24 protein-coding genes are annotated in these 22737 nt (G+C 45.6%); 15 read left to right on the plus strand and 9 right to left on the minus strand.

Annotated features, from left to right (window positions below; translation table 11 throughout):
* Positions 1-259: 259 nt before the first annotated feature.
* Complete coding sequence (gene serS, locus QUA13_RS04630; protein ID WP_333196998.1) at positions 260-1540, plus strand: serine--tRNA ligase; 1281 nt, start codon at positions 260-262, stop codon at positions 1538-1540.
* A 171-nt stretch (positions 1541-1711) separates the two neighbouring features.
* Here serS and QUA13_RS04635 read toward each other — a convergent pair whose 3' ends face one another.
* Positions 1712-2728, minus strand: a complete 1017-nt coding sequence (locus QUA13_RS04635) for a hypothetical protein (protein WP_333197000.1) — start codon at positions 2726-2728, stop codon at positions 1712-1714.
* A gap of 247 nt (positions 2729-2975) precedes the next feature.
* Here QUA13_RS04635 and QUA13_RS04640 point away from each other — a divergent pair, with 247 nt between their 5' ends.
* Entirely contained in the window at positions 2976-4844 is a 1869-nt protein-coding gene (locus tag QUA13_RS04640; protein ID WP_333197002.1) for a 3-oxoacyl-[acyl-carrier-protein] synthase III C-terminal domain-containing protein, read from the plus strand.
* Positions 4844-5758 (plus strand): DUF6999 family protein, encoded by a 915-nt coding sequence (locus tag QUA13_RS04645; protein WP_333197003.1) that lies wholly within the window; start codon positions 4844-4846, stop codon positions 5756-5758. Before QUA13_RS04640 ends, QUA13_RS04645 begins: the two co-directional genes overlap by 1 nt.
* A gap of 263 nt (positions 5759-6021) precedes the next feature.
* Here the strand turns inward: QUA13_RS04645 and QUA13_RS04650 are convergent, their stop codons facing one another.
* Positions 6022-6159 carry a hypothetical protein gene (locus tag QUA13_RS04650; protein WP_333186200.1) on the minus strand — a complete coding sequence of 46 codons (138 nt, stop codon included), beginning with the start codon at positions 6157-6159 and terminating at the stop codon, positions 6022-6024.
* 316 nt (positions 6160-6475) lie between these two features.
* On the opposite strand from QUA13_RS04650, the gene msrA reads away from it, so the two are divergent.
* The 4 genes from msrA to QUA13_RS04670 all read left to right on the plus strand — a co-directional run bounded on the left by msrA (position 6476) and on the right by QUA13_RS04670 (position 8681).
* Entirely contained in the window at positions 6476-7129 is a 654-nt protein-coding gene (gene msrA, locus QUA13_RS04655) for a peptide-methionine (S)-S-oxide reductase MsrA (RefSeq protein WP_172184469.1), read from the plus strand.
* Positions 7130-7293: 164 nt separating this feature from the next.
* Positions 7294-7599, plus strand: coding sequence for a hypothetical protein (locus QUA13_RS04660; protein ID WP_333197004.1), 306 nt, complete (start codon positions 7294-7296; stop codon positions 7597-7599).
* Positions 7600-7720: 121 nt separating this feature from the next.
* Complete coding sequence (locus QUA13_RS04665) at positions 7721-8062, plus strand: YtxH domain-containing protein (RefSeq protein ID WP_333186196.1); 342 nt, start codon at positions 7721-7723, stop codon at positions 8060-8062.
* A gap of 37 nt (positions 8063-8099) precedes the next feature.
* Positions 8100-8681: a DUF948 domain-containing protein gene (locus tag QUA13_RS04670; protein ID WP_172184475.1), complete on the plus strand. Its 582-nt coding sequence runs from the start codon at positions 8100-8102 to the stop codon at positions 8679-8681.
* A 17-nt stretch (positions 8682-8698) separates the two neighbouring features.
* On the opposite strand, the gene QUA13_RS04675 is transcribed toward QUA13_RS04670, so the two are convergent.
* The 3 genes from QUA13_RS04675 to argB all read right to left on the minus strand — a co-directional run bounded on the left by QUA13_RS04675 (position 8699) and on the right by argB (position 12024).
* Positions 8699-10441 (minus strand): cellulose-binding protein, encoded by a 1743-nt coding sequence (locus QUA13_RS04675; protein WP_445242679.1) that lies wholly within the window; start codon positions 10439-10441, stop codon positions 8699-8701.
* A 241-nt stretch (positions 10442-10682) separates the two neighbouring features.
* Positions 10683-10949, minus strand: a complete 267-nt coding sequence (locus QUA13_RS04680) for a DUF4926 domain-containing protein (protein ID WP_172184483.1) — start codon at positions 10947-10949, stop codon at positions 10683-10685.
* Positions 10950-11112: 163 nt separating this feature from the next.
* The gene (gene argB, locus QUA13_RS04685) at positions 11113-12024 is read right to left on the minus strand and encodes an acetylglutamate kinase (protein ID WP_333186186.1); all 912 of its coding nucleotides are present in this window, start codon (positions 12022-12024) and stop codon (positions 11113-11115) included.
* Between the two features lie 246 nt (positions 12025-12270).
* On the opposite strand from argB, the gene QUA13_RS04690 reads away from it, so the two are divergent.
* Positions 12271-13062, plus strand: a complete 792-nt coding sequence (locus tag QUA13_RS04690) for an HAD family hydrolase (protein WP_333197006.1) — start codon at positions 12271-12273, stop codon at positions 13060-13062.
* 84 nt (positions 13063-13146) lie between these two features.
* Here QUA13_RS04690 and mreD read toward each other — a convergent pair whose 3' ends face one another.
* The 3 genes from mreD to QUA13_RS04705 form a co-directional block, all read right to left on the minus strand.
* Positions 13147-13713: a rod shape-determining protein MreD gene (gene mreD, locus QUA13_RS04695; RefSeq protein WP_172184489.1), complete on the minus strand. Its 567-nt coding sequence runs from the start codon at positions 13711-13713 to the stop codon at positions 13147-13149.
* Positions 13710-14516: a rod shape-determining protein MreC gene (gene mreC, locus QUA13_RS04700; RefSeq protein WP_172184491.1), complete on the minus strand. Its 807-nt coding sequence runs from the start codon at positions 14514-14516 to the stop codon at positions 13710-13712. Before mreC ends, mreD begins: the two co-directional genes overlap by 4 nt.
* Before the next feature lie 87 nt (positions 14517-14603).
* Entirely contained in the window at positions 14604-15611 is a 1008-nt protein-coding gene (locus tag QUA13_RS04705) for a rod shape-determining protein (protein ID WP_006632285.1), read from the minus strand.
* A 330-nt stretch (positions 15612-15941) separates the two neighbouring features.
* Here QUA13_RS04705 and QUA13_RS04710 point away from each other — a divergent pair, with 330 nt between their 5' ends.
* The 3 genes from QUA13_RS04710 (at position 15942) to QUA13_RS04720 (ending at position 18643) form a co-directional block, all read left to right on the plus strand.
* On the plus strand, positions 15942-16301 hold the full coding sequence (locus tag QUA13_RS04710) for a single-stranded DNA-binding protein (RefSeq protein ID WP_172184493.1): 360 nt from the start codon (positions 15942-15944) through the stop codon (positions 16299-16301).
* Between the two features lie 47 nt (positions 16302-16348).
* The gene (locus QUA13_RS04715; protein ID WP_333197008.1) at positions 16349-16870 is read left to right on the plus strand and encodes a tetratricopeptide repeat protein; all 522 of its coding nucleotides are present in this window, start codon (positions 16349-16351) and stop codon (positions 16868-16870) included.
* A 468-nt stretch (positions 16871-17338) separates the two neighbouring features.
* Positions 17339-18643 carry a metallopeptidase TldD-related protein gene (locus tag QUA13_RS04720; protein WP_333197009.1) on the plus strand — a complete coding sequence of 435 codons (1305 nt, stop codon included), beginning with the start codon at positions 17339-17341 and terminating at the stop codon, positions 18641-18643.
* Positions 18644-18700: 57 nt separating this feature from the next.
* On the opposite strand, the gene QUA13_RS04725 is transcribed toward QUA13_RS04720, so the two are convergent.
* Positions 18701-18832 carry a hypothetical protein gene (locus QUA13_RS04725; protein WP_333197010.1) on the minus strand — a complete coding sequence of 44 codons (132 nt, stop codon included), beginning with the start codon at positions 18830-18832 and terminating at the stop codon, positions 18701-18703.
* Positions 18833-18883: 51 nt separating this feature from the next.
* On the opposite strand from QUA13_RS04725, the gene QUA13_RS04730 reads away from it, so the two are divergent.
* From QUA13_RS04730 to QUA13_RS04745, 4 genes are all read left to right on the plus strand, one after another.
* Positions 18884-19708, plus strand: coding sequence for a DUF3153 domain-containing protein (locus tag QUA13_RS04730; protein WP_333197011.1), 825 nt, complete (start codon positions 18884-18886; stop codon positions 19706-19708).
* 198 nt (positions 19709-19906) lie between these two features.
* Positions 19907-20296, plus strand: coding sequence for a LapA family protein (locus QUA13_RS04735; RefSeq protein ID WP_333197012.1), 390 nt, complete (start codon positions 19907-19909; stop codon positions 20294-20296).
* A gap of 73 nt (positions 20297-20369) precedes the next feature.
* Positions 20370-21188, plus strand: a complete 819-nt coding sequence (locus QUA13_RS04740) for a segregation/condensation protein A (protein WP_333197013.1) — start codon at positions 20370-20372, stop codon at positions 21186-21188.
* 293 nt (positions 21189-21481) lie between these two features.
* Positions 21482-22648, plus strand: coding sequence for an NDP-sugar synthase (locus QUA13_RS04745; RefSeq protein ID WP_333197015.1), 1167 nt, complete (start codon positions 21482-21484; stop codon positions 22646-22648).
* Positions 22649-22737 lie beyond the last annotated feature (89 nt).

Below are 22737 nucleotides of genomic sequence, written 5' to 3' on the forward strand. Positions count from 1 at the left end.
ATCTATTGTGGGGTGTCACCCCTGATTGGTGACACCCTGGAAGGTTTTTTAATTAAAATAAGTTATATTTGAGGTTATAAAACATTGATAAAACTTGTAGGTTCGAGCGGATTGTCCCCCTTAACCTAAGATAGGACAGACGCAGGAATCCTCAGAAACCTTGTTAATTCATAGATTTATGCTTGCCAAAGCCAAGATTTTCCAAGAAACCGGGTTTATGAGCGCAAGTCCGATAAAATTTAAAATTTAGAATAAATCTGTGCTAGACCTCAAATTAATCCGAGAAAACCCGCAAGCCGTGCAAGAAAGCCTCAACCTGCGCGGAGGTAACTATGAAATCGAGCCGATTTTGCAATTAGACAAACAGCAGCGGGAGTTGGAAGGCAAGCGATCGCAACTGCAAGCCCGCAGCAACGAAATTGCCAAACTCATCGGTCAAAAAAGAAAATCGGGTTTACCCCTCGAATCTCCCGAAATTCAAACTTTGCAAGCAGAAGGCAACGCAGTCGGCACGCAGTCGAACGAACTGCAAGCAGAAGAAAAAGACCTAAAAGCTCAAATAGAAGCTTTATTGCTACCGCTGCCAAACTTGCCGAGCCCGTCAACACCGATCGGCAAAAATGAAGAGGAAAACATCGAAATCCGGCGCTGGGGAGACGAATACATTCCCCAAAATTCCGGTATTTTACCGCACTGGGAAATCGGCGAAAAATTAGGAATTATCAACTTTGAACGGGCAGTAAAAATCGCTCAGCCCCGCTTTGTCACCTTAATTGGATCTGGTGCAGCCTTGGAAAGAGCGATAATTCAATTTATGCTCGACCGCCACACAAAAGCAGGTTATGTAGAAGTTATTCCCCCATTTTTAGTTAACACTGAATCCCTGACTGCTACGGGTCAATTACCCAAATTTGCCGAAGAAAGTTTCAAGTGCGACCAAGATGATTTGTGGTTAATTCCTACTTCCGAAGTTCCGGTTGTCAATTTGTACAGAGGTGAAATTTTGACAGCAGAACAGTTGCCAATTTATCACTGTTCTTACACTCCTTGCTTTCGCCGCGAAGCTGGCAGTTACGGCAAAGATACGAGGGGATTAATTCGACTGCACCAATTTAATAAAGTTGAATTGGTGAAACTCGTGCATCCGAGTACCTCCGAGGCAGAGCACGAAAAGTTAGTGCAGGATGCTGAGGGAGTTTTGCAGGCGCTGAAATTGCCTTACCGGGCGATCGAACTGTGTACTGGCGACTTAGGTTTCGCGGCGACAAAAACCTACGATTTAGAGGTGTGGCTGCCATCTGCTGGCAAATACCGCGAGATTTCCAGTTGTTCCAACGTCGCAGATTTTCAGGCGCGGCGGGCAAATATTCGCTTTAAAGAAGCGGGGAAAAAAGGCACTCAATTTGTTCACGCCCTCAACGGTTCCGGTTTAGCTATAGGCCGCACAATGGCGGCAATTTTGGAGAATTACCAGCAGCCAGACGGAACTGTAAAAGTGCCGGAAGTGCTGCAACAATACTTGGGACGCGAGGTTTTATAAGTCACTAGGCTATTGAAATCGCCGAGTAATATTAATTTCGGTGGCATCGGAATTAATATTACCCGAAATCAGGACACGGCGCCGTGCCGTGTCCCTAAAATTTATCACCGTAGGGATACGGCACTGCCGTATCCTCTATATCATTCCGGCGCAGCCGGAATTGATACTATATTACAAATTTCTTAGAGCTTCCTTGATATCGAGGGCCAAAAATCTATCCAATGCGAGATACATCCAGTAAACAGATAACTGACTGTCACTGCTAGTCTTGTGAAATCCCAAAGCCAGAGCCTGTTTTTCGTACATGGGGTGAATCATCAGCGTGTACAAGTCGCAAAGATTGGGAAAATCTGTTTGCATTTCGACTAAAAATTTTTGTGTGTCTTCGAGGAAAGCAATTCGGTATTCTGACAAATACTGCGGATCGATCATCCAACTGCGGACAAATACAGACTGGCAATTTGGATCTCCTGGTAGCGCCATATTGAAAGGATCGATATCGGAAATTGAACTTAAATGAAGGCTTTTGCTAGGAGCGTTAAAAAAATTTACTTCAGATTCGGTAGCGGTGGGATAAAGTAAGTAAAATCCGACTGGATTGAGATTATCTGAGCGGCGCAAAACTCGCATTCCTTTTGAGTATTGACTGGCCAAAAGCCGCAGGATTTTAGCAATTTTGTGGGGAACGGCGTTTGTGTTGCGGTTCATCCAGTTGTAATTGGTGGCTAATAAATTTGCAACGGGAATCGCGTCGCACCGAGGGTTAAAATTATCTAATTCGAGTTGTACGGGATTTTGAGGTTCGGAAATATTTAAAATTTCTGGAATAGGTTGAATTTCTATTTCTGTAGTGTTACCGTCAAAGTGTTTTTTAATTAACCCCAGGGCTGCTAATTTATCTAACATCATTCCCGCCGCGCGATCGCTACCGCGATCGGAATCGCAGTAAAATAGTTCTGCGGCTTCCCGGTGAGTGCACTGCACTTCTGTTGCGGGCAATTCCAGTTTCGCCAGCGGCGGTTTGAGGCGGGGCTGATTTTCCTGAAGCTGTTTAACCAATAAGTAAATCCACAGCCTGATAAAGCATTCAGCCCTAGTGCGAGTTACGCCGACTCGTTTCATCAACAGCGAGACAGCCGTGCGTCGTTGAGATTGAGAATACCAAACATTTATTTCTTCCAAATCCATTGTAGTTGCCAAGCAGTGAAGGAACTCTACTTACATATTGGCTCACTTTCTGAAAAAACTTCACCATGATTCAGGTGACTTGTGCTTGCTGTTGCTCGATTTCTGTGATTTCGAGAAGCTTGACAAGATAGCTAGTTTCTCGTTGCAACTTCACTGCTTCCCAAGCCACAATCAATTTTAGATATTTCTGGCTTGATTTAACAAAACAACGAACCCGAGTAAATTAGCAACTTTAGAGGTTTACCCCATGTACAGTGCTTATATCAATCGGATTGGCAAATTTTTACCCGGCTCGCCAATTAATAATGATGAGATGGAAGAGTATCTCGGCAAAATTGCCTCGCGCCCTTCGAGAGCCAGGCAGCGAATTCTCAACAGCAACGGCATTCAACAGCGCTACTACGCGATCGACAAACAGCAGCAAACACTATATTCTAACAGCCAAATGGCAGCGTTTGCCGTCCGTGACGCGCTCGCCCAGGGAAATTTGGAACCAGGGGCGATCGACTTATTGGCCTGCGCTACCACTTTACCAGACTTATTAGTACCGGGATTTGCCAGCACAGTACACGGGGAACTTTCCGAATTATCTCCTCTAGAAATAGTGTCAACTCAAGGAGTTTGCTGTGCCGGAGTTAGTGCTTTAAATTACGCCGCATCCCAAATCGAACTCGGCAAAAAACAAACAGCAATTGCCGTCGCTTCCGAATTTCCCTCGCGCCTGTTCAAAAACACCAAATTTGAAGCTGAAACTTCCGTGCAAGCGGGAAAACCCCTGCCTTTCGATACAGAATTTTTGCGCTGGATGCTATCAGACGGTGCCGGAGCATTGTTGCTGCAAAACCATCCCAACTCTACGGGAATTAGTTTAAAAATAGAATGGATTGAACTTGTTTCCCACGCCAACGCCTATCCTGTTTGTATGTATTCAGGATTAGCCAACGAAACATCAACTAAAAGCTGGTTGGATTATTCCTCCTACCTCGATGCAGCCACAGCGGGAGCTTTTGACTTGCGGCAAAATATTCGCTTGCTGGACAATGTAATGAAATTAGGCGTTGAAGGTTGGCTGCGGTTGATTAAATCAGGGAGGGTTTGTCCGCAAGAAATAGACTGGTTGCTTTGCCACTACTCGTCTCATTTTTTCCGGGGACAAATTGTAGAACTTCTGGAACAAGCAGACTGCATGATTCCCGAAAAAAAATGGTTTACTAACTTGTACACGCGGGGAAATACAGGGTGCGCTGCGATTTATTTAATGTTAGAGGAATTGTTCAATTCTGGTAAGTTGCAGCCAGGGCAAAAAATCTTTTGCTTTGTGCCTGAAAGCGGGCGATTTACAACCGCCTACATGATGTTAACTGCTGTCGAAAATGCCAATCAACCTATAATTTCTCAAATTTCTAACTTTCTTGAGGTTCCCGAAGCTTCGCCTCTCGAAAGTGTTAAACCCGAACAGCCCAACTCTCCGCAAGCTTATTTGTTGCGGGAGTTAGCATGGATTTGGCTGAAGTTCGATCGCGAAATTCGTTCTGTTCCCATTGTCCGCAAATTGTACCGGGGAGAGTTTACAATAGAAGACTATCAAGCTTTACTTTGCAATCTGCGCCCGCAAGTTGTCGAGGGAGCTCGCTGGATTGCTCGCGCTGCTTCTAACATGAGTGATTTTCGACTGCGATCGACTTTTATCGGTCACGCTCAAGACGAACACCGCGACTATCAAATGCTAGAACAAAATTATGTTGCTGTGGGCGGTGAATTGTCAAAAATTGTGGAATATGATAAGAATATTGGCAGCGAAGCACTGTCAGCTTTTATCTTCCACCAAGCATCGCGGGAAAATCCGGTAGATTTAATTGGCAGTATGTTTATCATCGAAGGATTGGGCAATCGGTTGGCAGGAAAATGGGCAAAACAAATTCAAGAAACTCTCGGTTTGCAAGATGAACAAGTATCGTTTTTAGCTTATCACGGAGCTAACGACGAGTCGCACCTCGGCAAACTGGAAAATTTGATTAATGCCGAATGGATGACAGATGATATAGCCCGCCGCATTGTCAAAACCGCTCGCGTCACTGCTCGTTTATATTTGCTGCAATTGGAGGAAATTCGCTAATGCAAAAGCTGCAAAAACAAGATACCGAAAATCTCCCAGATGAGCGAAAAATACCTTACGCTACCAAACCCTACAACCGCCGAGATCCGAATGTTTGGGACGTGCTGTTTTGCGATCGGTCGATTCCCGTCGATTTAGTGGCAAAAGCCTACATGATGAGGGATTTGCAAAGCTGGACTCGCAATTATTTGCTCATCCCGATCAAAGTAATTGCTAACGTATTGCTGGCGGTAATTATGACAACAAAGCGCCTGTTGCCATTTCAATTTCGCGCTTACACTTTAATGCACAAATCGGCTGCATTTTTCCTGAATAACTTTGTCTCGCCAGAAGCTTGTTATTTAATTGTCCGGCACATCTGCGCCGGCTCCAACATTATCAACTTCTTGATTGATAACGGCCCCGACACCCAGATTGAAAAGTCAAAGCTTTATCCGCGCACAGTTAGCGATTTAGCTAACAATGCGTTTCTCGAACACGACTTAATTCTCTATAACTTTGTCTGGGATTACAACCAGGCAATGCTGACAAATCCTAACTGGTTGCAGGCAGTCAAAAAACGGGGAATTAATTATGATAGCATTCAACCAGTAGAAGTTTCAATAGATTTTGAAAAACGCAGATGGCTAAAAATTCTGGATTTAGAATCTGCGATCGAGCTGTTTAAAGTTTTTTATTCTCTGTGTTTGACTAGCGACGAATTTGCGCGAGCAGTGATGTCGCTTCAGTTAGATGAAAACTTCGGAGTTTACGTCAGCGAGATTACTGGAAATTGCGACTGGAATCATGTAATTGTCAACCGCCATCCGCTAGCGCCAAACAGTCCGTTTAATGCGGCACGCGACTTGTTTTTGCACGGGATAATTTCGGAATATCTATATCGGTATTTGGAACTGCAAAAAGAGATGAACTAAACTCCGATTAAATAACCCTAAATACCGTAGGGTGGGTTTTACAAAAAATATTTAATAACGGCAAACAATCTAGCTAAACCCGCCTCATACAACTAATAATCTACATCAACCCTTTCTTTGATATAAAAAAAATGTAGATTCAAATTGACCGTTGAGCGGGGCGGGTTTACGAGATTGTTTTTTTAGGCATAGATGGCTGGTAAAACCGCCCTTACGCAATCAGAAATTATAGTTGATTTTTCAGGTAAAGTTAATAGGAAAACTCAAGCTGCTGCTAGCTGTAAGTATTCCGCTGATTTCGGCAAATTCTGATTCACAACAATCCATTTACCTGTAATCGGGTCGCGGTAAGTAATAAACGGATTGGATTTTAAGGGTTCACTGCAAGGTTTAGCCGCCATTTGTACACACTCCCAAAAACTGGTATTGAATAACTACTACAACACCATACCTTTAATCATCGGATGTTTTGCCTGAAATCTGCGTGATTTATACCTGAACAATAAGTGATATTTTAGGTATAGTTTGGTGACAGATAGCACGGCCTAATGTGATTGAAAACTGCGTTGGCAGTGAGCAGTATCACCAAAAAGCATCCGTAAAAAAAATCTGCCTTTTGGCTTTTACCTTCTACCTTCAAGAGGGCGACTATTTTAGTGTAGATCTGATATTATTAAGTAAGGTAAAGACGTTTATCAGAGATCCCCTCACAAACTTATGGTGCTATTTGGATTTGGCAAAAAGTCGAGCCTGCCCTCTCCCCAAGAGGCATTACCGGGACGGGCAGAGTCGATGTCGGTACCGGCAAGTCACTTTGTTAACGGCAATCCGCTCAAACCTCCCTTTCCAAACGGCATGGAGACTGCCTTGTTTGGCCTGGGCTGTTTTTGGGGAGCAGAACGCAAATTTTGGCAGCAAAATGGAGTTTTTTCGACGGCTGTTGGCTACGCAGCCGGGATTACTCCAAATCCTACTTACAACGAAGTTTGCAGCGGGATGACGGGACATAACGAAGTAGTTCTGGTTGTGTTCGATCCGAAAGTAATTAGTTACGAAACGCTGCTCAAAGTTTTTTGGGAAAGTCACAATCCTACTCAAGGAATGCGTCAGGGCAATGATTCTGGTACTCAGTACCGATCGGGAATTTACACGTATTCAGCTACCCAAATGCAGCAAGCTGAAGCTTCGCGAGATGCTTACCAGCAGGCTTTGACGGCTGCAGGTTACGGCAAGATTACGACTGAGATTATTGAGGCTCCTGAGTTTTATTACGCAGAAAGTTATCACCAGCAGTATCTTGCTAAAAACCCGAACGGTTATTGCGGTTTGGGCGGTACTAAGGTTTGTTTGCCTGCTATGTCTCAGGCTTAAAACTTGACTCAGCTTAGGGATAGGGACACATAGAGCGGGACACAACATTATTGTTGTGTCCCTACAAAATGGATGAGGACACAACATTGTTGTGTCCCTACACAAGAGGGGTTCTAGGCAGCAACAAAAAGCTGAATATGTTAGTAGTTTAAAACAGGTATTAAATGTTGAGTGCTGTTGTAATTATCAATCTACTAATATCTCTGGTTTGCTTTTATATCGCTGCGAAGGTGTGGAAAATCAGGCGGACGATCGCACTTTTAGAAAGTCGGATCGCAGCAATCGAACGCTGTAGCAGTAATGTCCTCAGCACGTCGCCGGATTTTCTTGCTAACAGGCAGCAAGGTGCCCGCCAACTGCGACGGCGTTATCAACAATTAGAATTGCAACTGCAACAAGTTCAGCAACTTTTGGGATTGCTTGGTTTGGGACGGACACTTTGGCGGAGGCGCGCTCGACCTTTGAGGTAAGCTATCCTAAAACAGTCGCCCGTGCTGACTCCTTAGGATTGTCAACAATATTTCTACCTTTGCAAAGGGCTGCGATAGGGCAAACGTGCCTAAAATTGGTGTATAGAGAGAAGTTATACAAATGTCAACTAAACGTTCAGGATTATTTATTGGCGGTTTGCTTGTGGGTTCTGCGATCGGGGCCGTAACTGGGTTGCTGATGGCACCGCGAACGGGCAAGGAGACGCGGCAGATATTGAAAAAATCGGCTGATGCTTTGCCGGAGTTGGCGGAAGATTTATCTACTAGCGTGCAGTTGCAAGCCGATCGACTTTCTGAAACTGCAATCCGAAATTGGGACGAAACTTTGATTAGACTCAAAGAGGCGATCGCGGCTGGTTTGGAAGCGACTCAGCGGGAACGCCAAACGCTGTCGGAAACTGAAGTCGAAGTGAGTCCCCCGTTGCGCCCTCCCGTCCGCTAAATGACATGAAATCCCAAACCCCAAATCCCAGATTCAAGTGAGCGATCCCATATTTTGGCTAGGACTTTCGATTTTTCTAGTGGCAGTTAGCCTGACTGCTGTTTTAGTGACTTTAATACCTGCAGTGCAAGCCCTGGCCAGGGCGGCGCGCAGCGTGGAAAAGCTCGCTGACACGCTTTCTCGCGAATTTCCGCCCACTTTGGAGGCGATTCGGTTGACGGGGCTGGAAATTAGCGAGTTGACGGATGATGTCAGCGAGGGAGTACAAAGTGCGGGCGAGGTTGTCAAACAGGTCGATCGAAGTATTGGTAGCGCTAAAAAGCAGGCGCAAAACGTGCAGGTAACAACTCGCAGCGTGGTGACTGGGATTAAGGCTGCTTGGAAAACTTTAACTCGGAAGCCGCCCGTGTCTGGGACAAATCGCCGATCGACAGAGAGATTATCGCCGAGTCAAAGAAGTGCGATTTCGCTGAGGGATTCGGGTTTGGAGGATAGGTATTCTGGGCCTTACGGTGCGGGTGCGAGTAATGGGGAATCGCCACGGTTGAGGGGTAGCGATGGTTCGGGTTTGCCGGGGGATGCGGAAGATTTTGAAGAAGTGCGATCGAACGATTCTTGATTGCACCCAATTCCTCATCATCCCTCCACAGCACAGCCATCCCACCAGCAAGGATTCCGATCGATAAAATCCATCAAAGCATCATACTTAGGCGAACCCTTTTGTTCCACATATTCCAAAGCGCCCCAACTTCCCCACTTACTAAATCCACCCACGTCCACAAAGTGCATGAAAAGACTGCCTCCAGCTTGTTTCCAACTATTCAGTAATTGGGTGTACATATCATACATTTCTGGACGCCTATTTAATTCCATAAAAAACTCAGTCAGTTTTTCGTTATTCTCCACTCCTTCAGTACCTACAATATGTTGACCGCCCTCGTAAACAAATAACTTGAGACCTTTTTTTTGAGCCACATCTAAGAAATACCTAAAGTCATTATCAACATCTGGCAAACTATCTTTGAAGCCAGGAAGTAACCCCCCCTCTCTTAATTGCTTAAAAGCTTTTCCAAACCCGCCATCTGCGTCCTTCAACCAAGACTCTACTGTGCTGACACTTTCTTTCCCGCCCAAGTTGCCGCTAAAATATCCAGCTATGGCTAGGGCATCAATCCCGTGTTGATAACAAGGTTTATTGCCCTCAGCTACCCAAGAGGAACACTCTAAAGCATAAGTTTCTAAATCTCTCCAGCCTCTTTGAACTCCTAAAACGCAGACAACTCGATTCTTTTGATCCTCAAAAACACCTTTCCAGATATCGCACATTTGAGCAGTACGCATTCCGTACCACTGCATAAAAGCATCGCCTTTATCTCCCCACTTCGCTTTACCTTGTTCCAAAGCATAATGCGATTGTGGAAATGACCAATTCCAAACCTCATTAGAATACTCTACATAAACTTTCAGCTTTGGATCTACACTATCTTTTACCCTTTTAGCAAAGTTAGTCATATATTCATCAGTAGCCTGATGCGGGATATTAAACCAGGGTTCTGCTTGGACTTTATTAGCTAAATTCACCATAACTTCTATGGGAACATTTCCTCTATAAGCATAGGATACGCTTTCTGGTTTAGGTCGGTTTGACCAGTCTTTTTGTTCCGAACCATTTGTTCCCATCCAGTCCATAAAACGCAAAACTTTAAACTTTTTAATCTTGTCTATAAACAGCGGATTAAATATTTCACCGCTTTGATAAAGCTGTTCATCTTGGGATCGAACAACTTTAATATTGCGGATATAGTTCCCTGTTTTCTTTGGATCGGTAGCAGTAATTGTAATCATTATGCCTCCGCCTTGTGTGGCATCCACATTAATGATATCCCTCCCGGGTTTCGACGCAGCCTCATCTTTTTTGGCATCATAGGTATATTCGATCGCACCCTCACCCTCATAAGTAACAATATATTGCCCTGAAGGATAGCGATTGGGGATTTCCCTCAGTAATAGCGTACTTACCCTAGTATATTTAGGAGCATCTTCGGGAGACGGAAGAGACTTCACCCACCCATTTTCATCAAGGTTTAAAAGATTATACTCCTCTGTATCCCATTCACCTTTACAGTTTGGTTGTCCGGTGACGCATTGAGTGATCCATTGTCTAGAAGATTTAAAAGCATCTAAAAACGGTAATTGTGTGGAGTAGTCAGCAATACCACTAAGCCCAACTCCTAAAGAAGAGCGAGAATTTGACGTATTTTGTACATCTGCACGCACAGCTACTTTGTTATCTACTTGCCGTGCTGCTGTGGGAGCAATATTAGTTGTTAAAGCCCAACATCCGGGAATGAAAATGACAAAAATTAATAAACCCAGCACAAAGCCCAGAGCTTTTTTGTTCGATCTGATACTTAATCGAGACATAATTTTGACTGATTTTATTGTTTTAGGTAAAATCCGAGCGGTAAGACAGTTTTAATTTCGATATTTTATCAAAAAGTTCCTTCTCAAACTATCAGCTATAAGATTATTAACATTTTTGCCTCTCAGTGGAGGGGCGATCGCCCTTTCTGTCCCCAAGTGCGATCGCCCTTATCTAACTTCTATTCTCCTCACATTACTAAGCAACTGCAAGTTCATATTGCAGAACTAAAATTTCATCTGCTTTCAACATAGCCATAGCATATTCACTCCCTTGGCTATCAGCAAACTCCACTAAATACTGACATTCCTTTCCCGTATCATCATACACTTCAATAATAGTTCCCACAAGTCCAACTGGCAAACTAGAAATAGATGCGTATTCTGGTTCCACTAGCGCTAATCGCGTATTTGAAATCGGCTTGAGAATCGCAACAGAATCCAAAAGTCTAAAGTTTTTGAGCATAGTTTAACAAAAGCTGAAATCCAACAACGGTTAGAATTAGTTGAAGTAATTTCCCAGAAGTACCTTCTCCAGGTTTTTAGGGGCAGGTTTAGTTAGAATATACACGCTTTCAGCGAGTTTACCCATTTCACGCACCCGCCCTCCCCACGCTAGGATTTACCCCTTACTTAGGCCTTAAGTTCGCGCTGCTAAACTCAGAAGCCACAATCATCGACCCAATCCCCGCATCCGTAAATATTTCTTGCAGCAAAGCATGAGGAATTCGACCGTCAATAATGTGAGCACCATTTACACCCTGGGCCAAACTCCGCACACAACAATTAACTTTCGGAATCATCCCCCCAGAGACAACTCCCGACTCAACCAACTGTCTCGCTTCTTGAATATCTAACTTAGCAATCAGACTATCCGGCTTGTGATAATCCTCCAAAATTCCCGCAGTATCAGTCATCAAAATCAACTTTTCCGCTCCCAAACCAGCCGCAATTTCCCCAGCCACCGTGTCAGCATTAATGTTGTAAGATTGACCCTTTTCATCGGCTGCCACGCTCGACACCACCGGAATATAACCGCTGTTCACCAAAGACTCCAAAATCTGGATTTTCACGCTGCTGACTTCACCAACAAATCCAATTCCTTCCCGACCATCTGGACGAGCTTGAATCAGATTGGCATCCTTGCCGCACAATCCCACTGCTTTGCCGCCAGCTTGGTTGATTAACGAAACAATTTCCTTATTTACTTTCCCCACCAAAACCATTTCTACAACTTCCATTGTCGCCGCATCAGTCACCCGCAAACCATCCTTAAATTGCGGCTCAATTCCCAATTTTTCCAGCCAAATATTAATTTCCGGGCCGCCGCCGTGAACCACAACCGGACGCATCCCCACGCAAGCTAGCAGCACAATATCCCGAACCACCTTGTCTTTGAGATTGCTATCTTTCATCGCCGCACCGCCATATTTGACCACTATGGTGCGACCGGCAAAGTGTTGAATGTAAGGCAGTGCTTCGGACAGCACCTCTACTCGATTAGTGTCCGAATTCCTAACAAAATCGCTTTGTTTGAGCATGGGTAAATTACAAAAGACTAAAAACTTAATTCTAAACTTTAATGGCTAAAGCACATATCAACAGCCACAAAAATCACTTTTTGCCTTGAATTTATCCACGCGCAGGCTCGATCGCCTTTATTGAACCCCATCCTCAAAAATTTCATAGGTTTTTTTAATAAAGTCATTAAAAATTATGTATTATAACTTATACATTTTTTGCTACAGTCAAGAAATGTATAGCTCCCTTGATTTACTTAACGTTTTATGTTAACTGCTGTCGCCCAAGACTCCGAAAACCTTCAGTACAAGCTACCATCAGAGACTGACTCATCCCCCCGGATGACGGTATTTTGCGATTTAGACGGGCCCATAGTCGATGTGTCCGATCGCTACTACGCCACCTATCAACAGGGATTGGCCGACACTCAAGCAGCTTATCTTGCTAGGGGAATCAACCTCAACCTCCAAATCCTCAGCAAACAGCAGTTTTGGCAAATGAAACAAAACCGAGTGCCCGATGCTGAAATAGCCAAAAGTTCCGGCTTGTCGGGAGAAGAAATTCACGTTTTTCTCGGATGCGTGAGTCAGATTGTCAATCAGCCAGACTTGTTGCACTTAGATCGCATCCAGCCGGGAGTGCAATGGGCGATCGGACTTCTGCACTCCCGCGGCGTGCGACTGATTTTAGTCACCCTGCGGCCGAGAAATCAAGCCGTTCAACTGTTACAAAATTACGGTTTAGCCAGACTGTTTACCAGCATTCGCGGAACTCAGATGGCGGATGCCGCCTATCACAACTATACAGCCTTAAAAACTGAATTGTTGGCTGAAGTTGCAGAAGAATTTGAGTCATCGCTGGGTTCGGCTTGGATGATCGGAGATACAGAAGCAGACATCCTCGCAGGACAAGCATTAGGAATACCTACAATTGCCGTTACCTGCGGAATTCGCAGCCGCTATCAACTACAAAAGCACCAACCTAATTTCATTCTCAGCGACTTGATTATTGCCGTTCATCACTTATTAGGTTCCGGCCAACAAGTAATAGTAGAATGACTCCAGTTAACAGTAATGAGTTAACAGTTAACTGTTGACTGTTAACTGTTGACTAAGGACTAATGACTGAGGACTAATGACTAACTAAGGCTTTTCTACATTCCTGGTCATTTCCCACAAGCGATTGAGGGGAAAATAAATCACCGGAGCCCAAAGACTGCTAAGAATAGCAGAACACAAAGCCACTCGCTGGTGATAGCTCCAAATTTCCAGTAAAGCCCGATCGCCCATAGCAAAAAATTGCAGCCCCATCACCGTTTCCGCTACCACCGCCATCCCAAATACAATTAACGCGATCGGAATCGGATCTCTCTCAACAATATCTGCCGGAATCGACCAGGTTTTCTGCAAAACAACAGTTAGGATTCCGACAACAACTAGACTCACAGCGTGGGTGGGATGAGGAGCCGTCATCGCATCTTGAAGAAACCCCAAAACCAAGCCCATGCTACCAGCCCCCCAAACTGTACGTTTCCGCTTAATACTCCAAGCTACCAACCAAATTAACAGCCAGTTCGGCCCAATTCCCAGCAATTCCATTCCCGGCATCCGAGTGGGCAATATCAGTATGCACAGCATCACAGATAGAAATGTAACTGCGAAATTGAGAAATTGGCGCGATCGCGAAGACATCCGAGATAAAGCTTTCATTGCTGCTGTACTCCCTCAGATGGTGCAGAAGATTGACTCTGCGAATCCTTTGTTTCGGCTTGCTTAGAGTGGGGGTAAACCACCGCCCACTCCAGAGAATTCATCGGTGCAGAGAACTCAACAACAGCTTCTGGAGCCGGAGTTTTATTCATATCCACCGAAACCACTTTTCCCACCGGCAAACCAGGAGGGAACAACTGACTGAAAGAAGAAGTTGAAACCACATCCCCAGGCTTGACATTAGGAACATTATCAAAAAACTCCATCACAGCCTGATTTCCGCCTTTCCCGCGCATAAAACCCATGTGGCGACTGCGGGTAATTCCCACACCCAATTGACTCGTAGCGTCGCTGACTAACAGCACCAAGCTAGTATTAGGAGTAACGCTGACAACCCTGCCTACTAAACCGCCGGGACCCATCACAGTAAAATCTGTTTTAATGCCATCGTTACTGCCGCGACCCAAGGTTACTTGCTGCCACCAGTGGTCGGCGCTCCGACCGACAATAGGAGCTACAATTCCTTGAGGTTTCTTACCCGAAACGTAACCTAAAAGCTCTTTTAGCTTCTGATTTTGATTTTCTAATTCTAATAGCTGCGCTTGCAATTCTTGAGTGCGCGCCGAGATCAGCTCCTCTTGCCCAGAGCCGTTGGCGTGAAAAGGACGAGTCACCCAATTGTAAACTTCAAATACTGCCGCACCTTGTGTTTGCCGAACTCCCCAAGCGGCAGTTACAGCTAAACCTAAAAGAGCAATTTGCAGCCGCAGATCCCACCACTTTCGGAATGTATTTTTTAGCATAATTTCAGTAATCTAAAATTGTTATCTCAGCATTTTAGATTTGAGATTGCAGCCGTATTTCTAAATCCACAATCCCAAATTTGTTAACTACATATTACGCGACGACTGCCCGCTGAAAACCCGTTCCAACTGTTTGTTTTCCAATACCCTACCAGTTCCCAAAACCACGCAGCACAGCGGATCGGCTGCCACGTGAGTGACAATTCCTGTTTCGTGACTGATCAGAGTATCTAAACCTTTCATCAGCGCGCCACCACCAGCGAGCATAATTCCCCTGTCAATAATATCTGCTGCTAATTCCGGGGGGGTGCGTTCCAAAGTACGCTTGACAGCTTCCACAATTACTGAAAGCGGTTCCGACATACTTTCGCGAATTTCTGGGCCTTTGATAGTAACAGTTCGCGGCAAACCCGACAGTAAGTGCAAGCCGCGCACTTCCATCATTACGTCGTCATCCTCTGGAGTTGGATATGCAGAACCCACCTGAATCTTAATTTCTTCAGCAGTGCGTTCGCCTATGACCAAATTGTGAACTTTTTTCATGTATTGGACGATCGCCTCGTTGAGTTCGTCGCCGGCTACCCGTACAGACTCGCTGATCACCGTACCTTGCAAACTCAAAACCGCAACTTCCGTCGTACCTCCGCCTATATCTATAATCATATTGCCAGTCGCCTCAGCAACAGGCAGTCCAGCCCCGATCGCAGCAGCGATAGGTTCATCAATTAACCGTACTTCTCTAGCACCCGCCTGAGTCGCCGCCTCAATGACAGCACGCCTCTCAACTCCGGTGACACCGCTGGGGATGCCAATAATGATCCGGGGCGAAACTAAGCTTCGGCCTTCGTGAACCCTGCGGATAAAAGTCTTGAGCATTAGTTCGGCCGTATCGAAGTCTGCGATTACCCCGTCGCGAAGCGGACGAAGTGCTATGACGTTCCCTGGCGTGCGCCCGAGCATTTTTTTAGCTTCTTCTCCAACAGCCAGCGGTATTTTTAAATCTTGGTCGATCGCCACTACAGAAGGTTCCTGCAGAACAATACCTTTGCCCGATACATAAACGAGCGTGTTAGCAGTACCGAGGTCGATACCCATATCTCTAGATAACGAAAATCGATTGAGAAGACCCACTGATTTGTACCCCCCCCAAAAACTAAAATACTATTGTGTGCAATAATGTTGTTACAAAAATGTAACCGAGGTGGATTCTATTACGTTTTTCATCCTGAGTCTAGTCAGAAATGTACATTGTCGAGCTCAGGTTGAGCGCAGACTTGCCAATCATCCACCATCAATATGTTCTGCTAAGTGGGTGTACAATCAGGATGAAGCCTCACAAGCGTTGTTCCAAGTTAAGTTTGGAGGCTAATGCGCGTGTGGACTGTTTAACTACATCACCGATCGACCACATTCCCAAAAAAGTTTATGAGTCTTAATGTTGTGACTTTAGTAGGCCGCGTCGGCGGCGACCCGGACGTGAAGTATTTTGAGTCGGGTACAGTTAAGTGTAGTTTGACGCTGGCAGTGAACCGCAGAACCAAGAACAGCGATCAACCAGACTGGTTCAATCTGGAAATCTGGGGCAAAACAGCGCAGATTGCTGCTGACTACGTTCGCAAAGGCTCTCTAATTGGCGTCACAGGCTCTTTGAAGTTCGATCGCTGGCAAGACCGCAATACGGGTTCAAATCGCTCGAAGCCGGTAATTAAGGTAGACCATTTAGACTTGCTGGGTTCCAAACGCGACAACGAGTCGGGTATGTCGCAAAACAACAGCGAATTCTAGCGTTTGGGGAATTTGAGAAGTAATATTTGTGAATTGGGTGGGTGCTCGTGACTTCAGAAAAGTTAGAAATTGTTCAAACTGAGTACCAAGCTGGGCAAGTAGCTTTTGAGAGTGGCCGGTATGCTGAAGCTGTGCAGAGTTTAGAAACAGCTACCGGTTTAGTCGATCGAAATTCCCGGTTGGGCGGTGAGGTGCAGATGTGGCTAGTGACAGCCTACGAAGCCTCTGGCAATACAGAAAAGGCGATCGAGCTTTGCCGCAAGCTCACCCGCCATCCCCGCCAAGAAACCCGCCAACAAGCAAAGCGCTTGCTGTTCATTCTCGAAGCTCCCAAACTCACTATCCCTCCTGAATGGATGGTGAAAATCCCTGATTTGGCAGCTTTAGATGAAAATCAATCAATCAGTTTTCAAGCTAATCCGAATGCTGAGATCAAGTACGCTAAACCCCAGCCCAGCGTACCAGAACCTGTAGATTTAAGTCAGGTTAATACGAAAGATAATAGGTTTATTTGGGTGGCGTTAATGGCTATCATAATTACTTTAGCAAGCTTAATTTGGTTTATTTAGCTCACGTAAGACTTATAGTTTATCAACTGTTGGGCATGAAAAATAATCGAATAAAAACACATTTTTTCAGGAAAAGTAACTCAAATTAAGTAATAAGTAAAAGAAGCCCTTTAAAATACAGAAAATAGATTGTACGCGAGTATCTGTAGCGAAATGGTAATGCCGTGTCAGGTGTTGGTATCGGCGACTTTAAATAATTCGGCTCAGGTTAATGATGAGACTTATTGCATAAATCTTGAGATAGGGAAACCGTAGATGCAACGCAAATGCAACGCAAATGCCTTTAAAGATAGGAGAACGAATACCTGCAAAAGGTATATTGAAGCAACACTTCTTAAAAGTGGTATAAAAACCGGGCATTCGATATCAGTCATTCCCAATCTAAAATCTAAAATTGTATGAGTGTCAGGCTGCCAGCGAACAAAGCTAAAATAAAACAAAGACCAAACCTGAAAGGCTATTATTATTGTGAGTGATTCTACCCTAGAGCAGATTTTGAAATTGGCAAGTCAGCGAGCTTCGGCCGCTGAGGTATACTACCTGTCGAGTCAAGACACGCCGATCGAATTTGAAAACAATCGCCTCAAATCCCTGCAAACCAAAGCCCTGCAAGGCGTAGCACTCCGACTGATTCACTCTGGCAAAATCGGTTTTGCCAGTTCCACAGATTTAACGCGGATAGACGATTTAGTAGATGCAGCGATTCAAACAGCCGAAATCGGCGACCCTGCAGAATTTGAACTCGCCTCCAACTTCCACCTCAAAGGCCCGGAAACCACCTACACTCCACCCACAACTCAAGAATTAGTCGAAAACGGCAAAAACCTGATCGAGCAAGTTCACGCCTACAATCCCGATATTATGGTAGATGTGGGCTTTCACGTCCGCAGCGGCATCGTCAAAATTGCCACCACGCAAGACGTGTATGCCGAAAGAAGCAGCCAAATAGTCAGCGGCACTATTGCTGGCAATTTGGTACAGGGAGAAGACTTTATGCAAGCATACAGTTACGACGTAGCGCGCGATCGGCCCCTGGACACCGACAGCATCCTCCAATCACTCCTCGAAAAATACCGCCTCGCCGAACATTCAGCCACCATCACCAGCGGTTCCTACCCAGTATTATTTACCCCCAGAGCCGCCGCTAGCACCCTCGGCAGCCTGTTTGATACCATCCTTTCAGGTCAAACAGTAGTTCAAAAAGCCTCTCCCCTAGCCGACAAAATCGGCGAGACCTTATTTGACGAACGCTTTACCTTTTTTGAAGACCCCACTTTAGGCCCTTCTGCTTGCCCCTTTGACGACGAAGGTACGCCCACCACCCGCAAAGTCTTGATAGACAAAGGTACTGTCACCGGATTTTATTGGGATCGCAGGTGGGCCGCTCGCGCCGGTGTACAATCAACCGGCAACGGTTTTCGTGGCGGATTGTCTCGCCCAGGCCCTGATTTGACTAACTTTTGCATTTCCCCAGGAAATACCGCCACTCAAGACTTGATTGCTAGCATGGACGAAGGTCTAATAGTAGAGCAAGTTTTAGGTGCCGGTCAGTCCAATCAGTTAGCTGGCGAATTTTCTGTCAATTTGGACTTAGGCTATAAAGTAGAAAAAGGCAAAATAGTCGGCCGCGTCAAGAATACAATGGTGGCAGGCAGCATTTTTGAAGCCTTTAAAAATTTGGCAGATTTGAGCAGCGAAGCCGAATGGGTAGGCGGTGCGGCATATTTGCCGAGTATGCTGTTTCAACAGTTGGGTGTAGCTTCCAGGCAATAAGTTCAGTGCGGTTAATTCCAGGTAAGGCCGACACTGCTGCCAGCAAAATGTTAGCACTCACGTCAAAAAAACCTGCTTCTGCCACAAATCCTCTGTGAAATCGCCTTTTGGCAGCGCAGAAACCGGATTTTTGGTAAGCGGTTCGTAAGTCCAGACGTGCAAAACAAACATAGAAACAGTGTCGGCCATTCAGCGCTTTGCTAATTCATGCAAATAGGGAAAAACAGGGAAAAACGTACAATGAAAGAGCAAAATGTCAAGGATGGAACTCGGAAGAAGAAAAAGCACTTTTTCTTTCTTTTACCTTTGGTTTTTTGCCTTTTAACTCTAGTGACTGGATGCGTTCAGTACGATGTCGGGGTTAACTTTGAAAGTCAAACTCGCGGCGAAATCGTGCAGCACATTAAACTGGGGGAAAGGTTGACGAGCTTCAGCAGCCAAACTGTTGCAGAATGGTTGAAAAGCGTAGAACGCCGGGTGAGGTTGCTGGACGGAAAAACTAAACGGCTTTCCGATACAGAAGTTCTAGTGACGATTCCATTCAATAATGGAGCCGAGTTGCAAGACAAGTTCAACCAATTTTACAATCCGATCGCACCAACCGCAAAATCTAGGGTCGCAAGTCCGCTAGAAACCGATTTGCCGAAGTTTGAATCTCACCTGAGTGTCAAGCAGAATAATTTGTTATTGGTGCTGCGAAATCGGTTGAGTTTGGAATTGGATTTGCGCTCTCTTTCTCTGATTTCCTCTAACGGCAGTCTGCTGCTGAGTCCGGGGGGACTTTTGGAGCTAGATTTTAGCTTGAACACGCCTTGGGGTGCCAAAAGTATTGAAACTGTCGCCGGTGCGCTGGTTCCCGAAAGCTATCAGCAGGGAAAACAGTTAGTTTGGAAGCTCAAACCAGGGGAAATTAACTATTTGGAGGCGATATTCTGGATTCCCAGTCCCGTAGGAATTGGGGCGCTGATTATTGCCTTATTTGTGGCGGCGGGCATTGCTTTGAAATATCAAATATTGCCAGCACTGGGAATCGGCAAGAAACCGCAAAAAATCGGTCAAACCTAAAGAGAATATGTCCTGCCGGGGCGGGTTAACCAATCTCTTCAATCAACTCTCCGAGCTACAATAAACCCGCCCCTCCCTGAATATTATGTTTAATTGAGAAGATTTGATATTATCAAAAAAACTGGAACATCTGCCAAAAACAGTTGACAAATGCCCAATAATTTGCTTAACCTGAATTGAGAATTAGGGACAGAGAAAATGCGATCGCTAAATTTCTTCTTTATCTTTCTGATTTGCTTGGCTCTAGTATTGTTCAGCATCGAAAATACACAGCCCGTCGCGATTCAAGTTATCAAAGGCGTCGAAGTTAAAGGTCCGCTGTGCGTAGAATTAATTGTAGCGACCGGATTAGGGGCAACACTAGCGTGGCTTTTCAGTCTGTGGTCGAGAATGCAGCGAACCCTCGCCTCGCGCCAAGAGATCCGCCAAGTTCGCGAAAAACAGCAGCGGATTCAGGAATTAGAACAAGATATAGAACGCTATAAAGCAGAAGTAGAATCCAAACAACCTTTGTTAGAAAGTGCAGAACCGATAAGTTTAGAAACAGCAGCTATTGAGGCCAAAGCTGCTGAAATGACCGCCAATTAACTTGATATGCTCTCTCGTTTTCTCAGAGGCAAAATCTAAAATCTAAAATCTAAAATCTAAAATCTAAAATCGAATGGCCGTTTCCCGAGACCAAGATGGCTTAGAAACGATTTCCGAGGGGATCGCAATTTTAATTGACCTCGCCGAACGGGGAGAAATCGATCCTTGGGACGTTAAGGTCATTGAAGTGTTCGATCGATGTTTGAGCAAGCTTACGAACGCCTGCGATGCCGATCAGACTACGGATTTCTCTGATTTGTCCCACTCCGGCCAAGCATTTTTGTACGCTTCAATGCTGGTGTTGCTGAAAGCAGAAAGTATCGTCCTCTCAGAATCCCCCGCCGCGGATTCCGACTCGGCGGACGAGGCGACACTCGAAGACGCAGAGCACTCAGGAGGGCGACACTTGCCCCAGCATTTGGAACGGCAATTGCGCCGTCGCGGTGTAGCTCAACTACCGCAAAAACGCCCGGTGACCCTCCCAGAACTGATCGAGCAGTTGCAGCTAATGAAAGCAGCAATGGAGCAGACAGTTGCCCCCCGGCGGCGCCCTACCTCAAAAATGCGATCGCAAGCAGCCCAGGCTATCTTTGAGCTAGCTCACCAAGAAAATTTGGTGGAAACTGCTAGTGAACTCGATCGGTTTCTGGCAGAACGGGGCTCGGAAATTGACGAGGGTTGGCTCGACTTGGAACAACTGCTGGAACTTTGGCATCATAAGGATTTGCACTCCTCTGTTGACCCAGAAGTCCCGGTATCGACTGGGGAATTTCACTTGCCAAATCATGACCGCGTGGGTATTTTTTGGGCGTTGTTGCTGCTGTCGGCTCAGTCTAAAGTAGAGTTGCTTCAAGAGGAGTTTTACCAAGACCTCAAAATCCGCGCGCTTTGAGCTTGGAGGAGCATCAGATTTGGTTTTGGGGCGGGTTTACCAGTCTCTCGAACTCTTGACAGCTATCCAGGCGAACCCGCTCCTAGGGCAATTGTACGTGCATTCACCCGGACTTGATATTATTTCTGATTTCTGGTTCGTTAAATCTAGGTAGATTAGCAATAAATGATTGATAGCCTGCTACGATGTCGCCTATAAACAGGTCAGGATTTTGCTGCGATCGATTCGAGCGCAATCGCTAGCATCTAATTGTTGAGTTTATATCAATTAACAGAGGGTTGAGGAAGTTAAGAATGAAAGCGATGATTCTGGCGGCAGGTAAAGGCACTCGCGTCCGTCCCATTACTCAGACAATACCCAAACCGATGATTCCCATCCTGCAAAAGCCAGTGATGGAGTTTTTGGTTGAATTACTCCGCCAGCACGGATTTGACCAGATTATGGTCAATGTTTCCCATTTGGCAGACGTGATTGAAAACTACTTCCGTGACGGTCAAAAGTTTGGGGTACAAATTGCCTATTCTTTTGAAGGGCGAATTGAGGAGGGAGAAATGATTGGAGAGGCTCTCGGTTCGGCTGGCGGCATGAAACGAATTCAGGACTTCTCGCCCTTTTTTGACGATACTTTTGTGGTGCTCTGCGGCGACGCTTTGATTGACTTGGACTTGACTGCTGCTGTGAAGTGGCACCGGGAAAAAGGGGCGATCGCTACTATTGTTATGAAATCGGTTCCCCGCGAGGAGGTTCCCAGTTACGGAGTGGTAGTAACAGACGATTCTGGCAAAATTAAAGCTTTCCAAGAAAAACCTTCTGTAGAGGAAGCTCTGAGTACCGACATTAACACTGGTATTTATATTTTTGAACCGGAAATATTCAATTATATCCCTTCGGGTAAGGAATACGATATCGGTTCGCAGTTATTCCCCGCGCTAGTAGCAGCAGGCGCGCCTTTTTACGGGATTAGCATGGACTTTGAGTGGGTGGATATCGGCAAAGTTCCTGACTATTGGCGGGCAATTCAGAGCGTGCTGCTGGGACAAGTTAAAAATGTTTCGATTCCGGGAATTGAAGTGCGCCCCGGCATTTACGCTGGTTTGAATGTAGCTGTTAACTGGGATAAGGTTGATATTACTGGGCCTGTTTACATTGGCGGGATGACGATCATTGAGGATGGAGCAAAAATTGTCGGCCCGACAATGATCGGCCCAAATTGTTGGCTTTGCAGTGGCGCGACTGTAGAAAACAGCGTAATTTTTGAGTATTCCCGTTTGGGTCCGGAGGTGCGGTTGGTTGACAAACTGGTGTTCGGGCGCTACTGCGTTGATAAAACCGGGGCTGCGATCGATTTGCAAGCGGCGGCTCTCGATTGGCTGATTACTGACGCTCGCCAAGTTTTACCGACTCAACACGGAGAAGAGCGGCGGGCGATCGCAGAAATTCTCGGTAGTCATCCTGAATAATTGGTAATTGGTAATTGCTCAAGGTAAGGTGCGCAGTGCGCACCCTACTTTTACAGTTATTATCTCAGCTTTCAATTCGGGCAAGGTGC

The sequence above is a fragment of the Microcoleus sp. S28C3 genome, assembly GCF_036700785.1.
Taxonomy (GTDB): domain Bacteria; phylum Cyanobacteriota; class Cyanobacteriia; order Cyanobacteriales; family Microcoleaceae; genus Microcoleus; species Microcoleus asticus.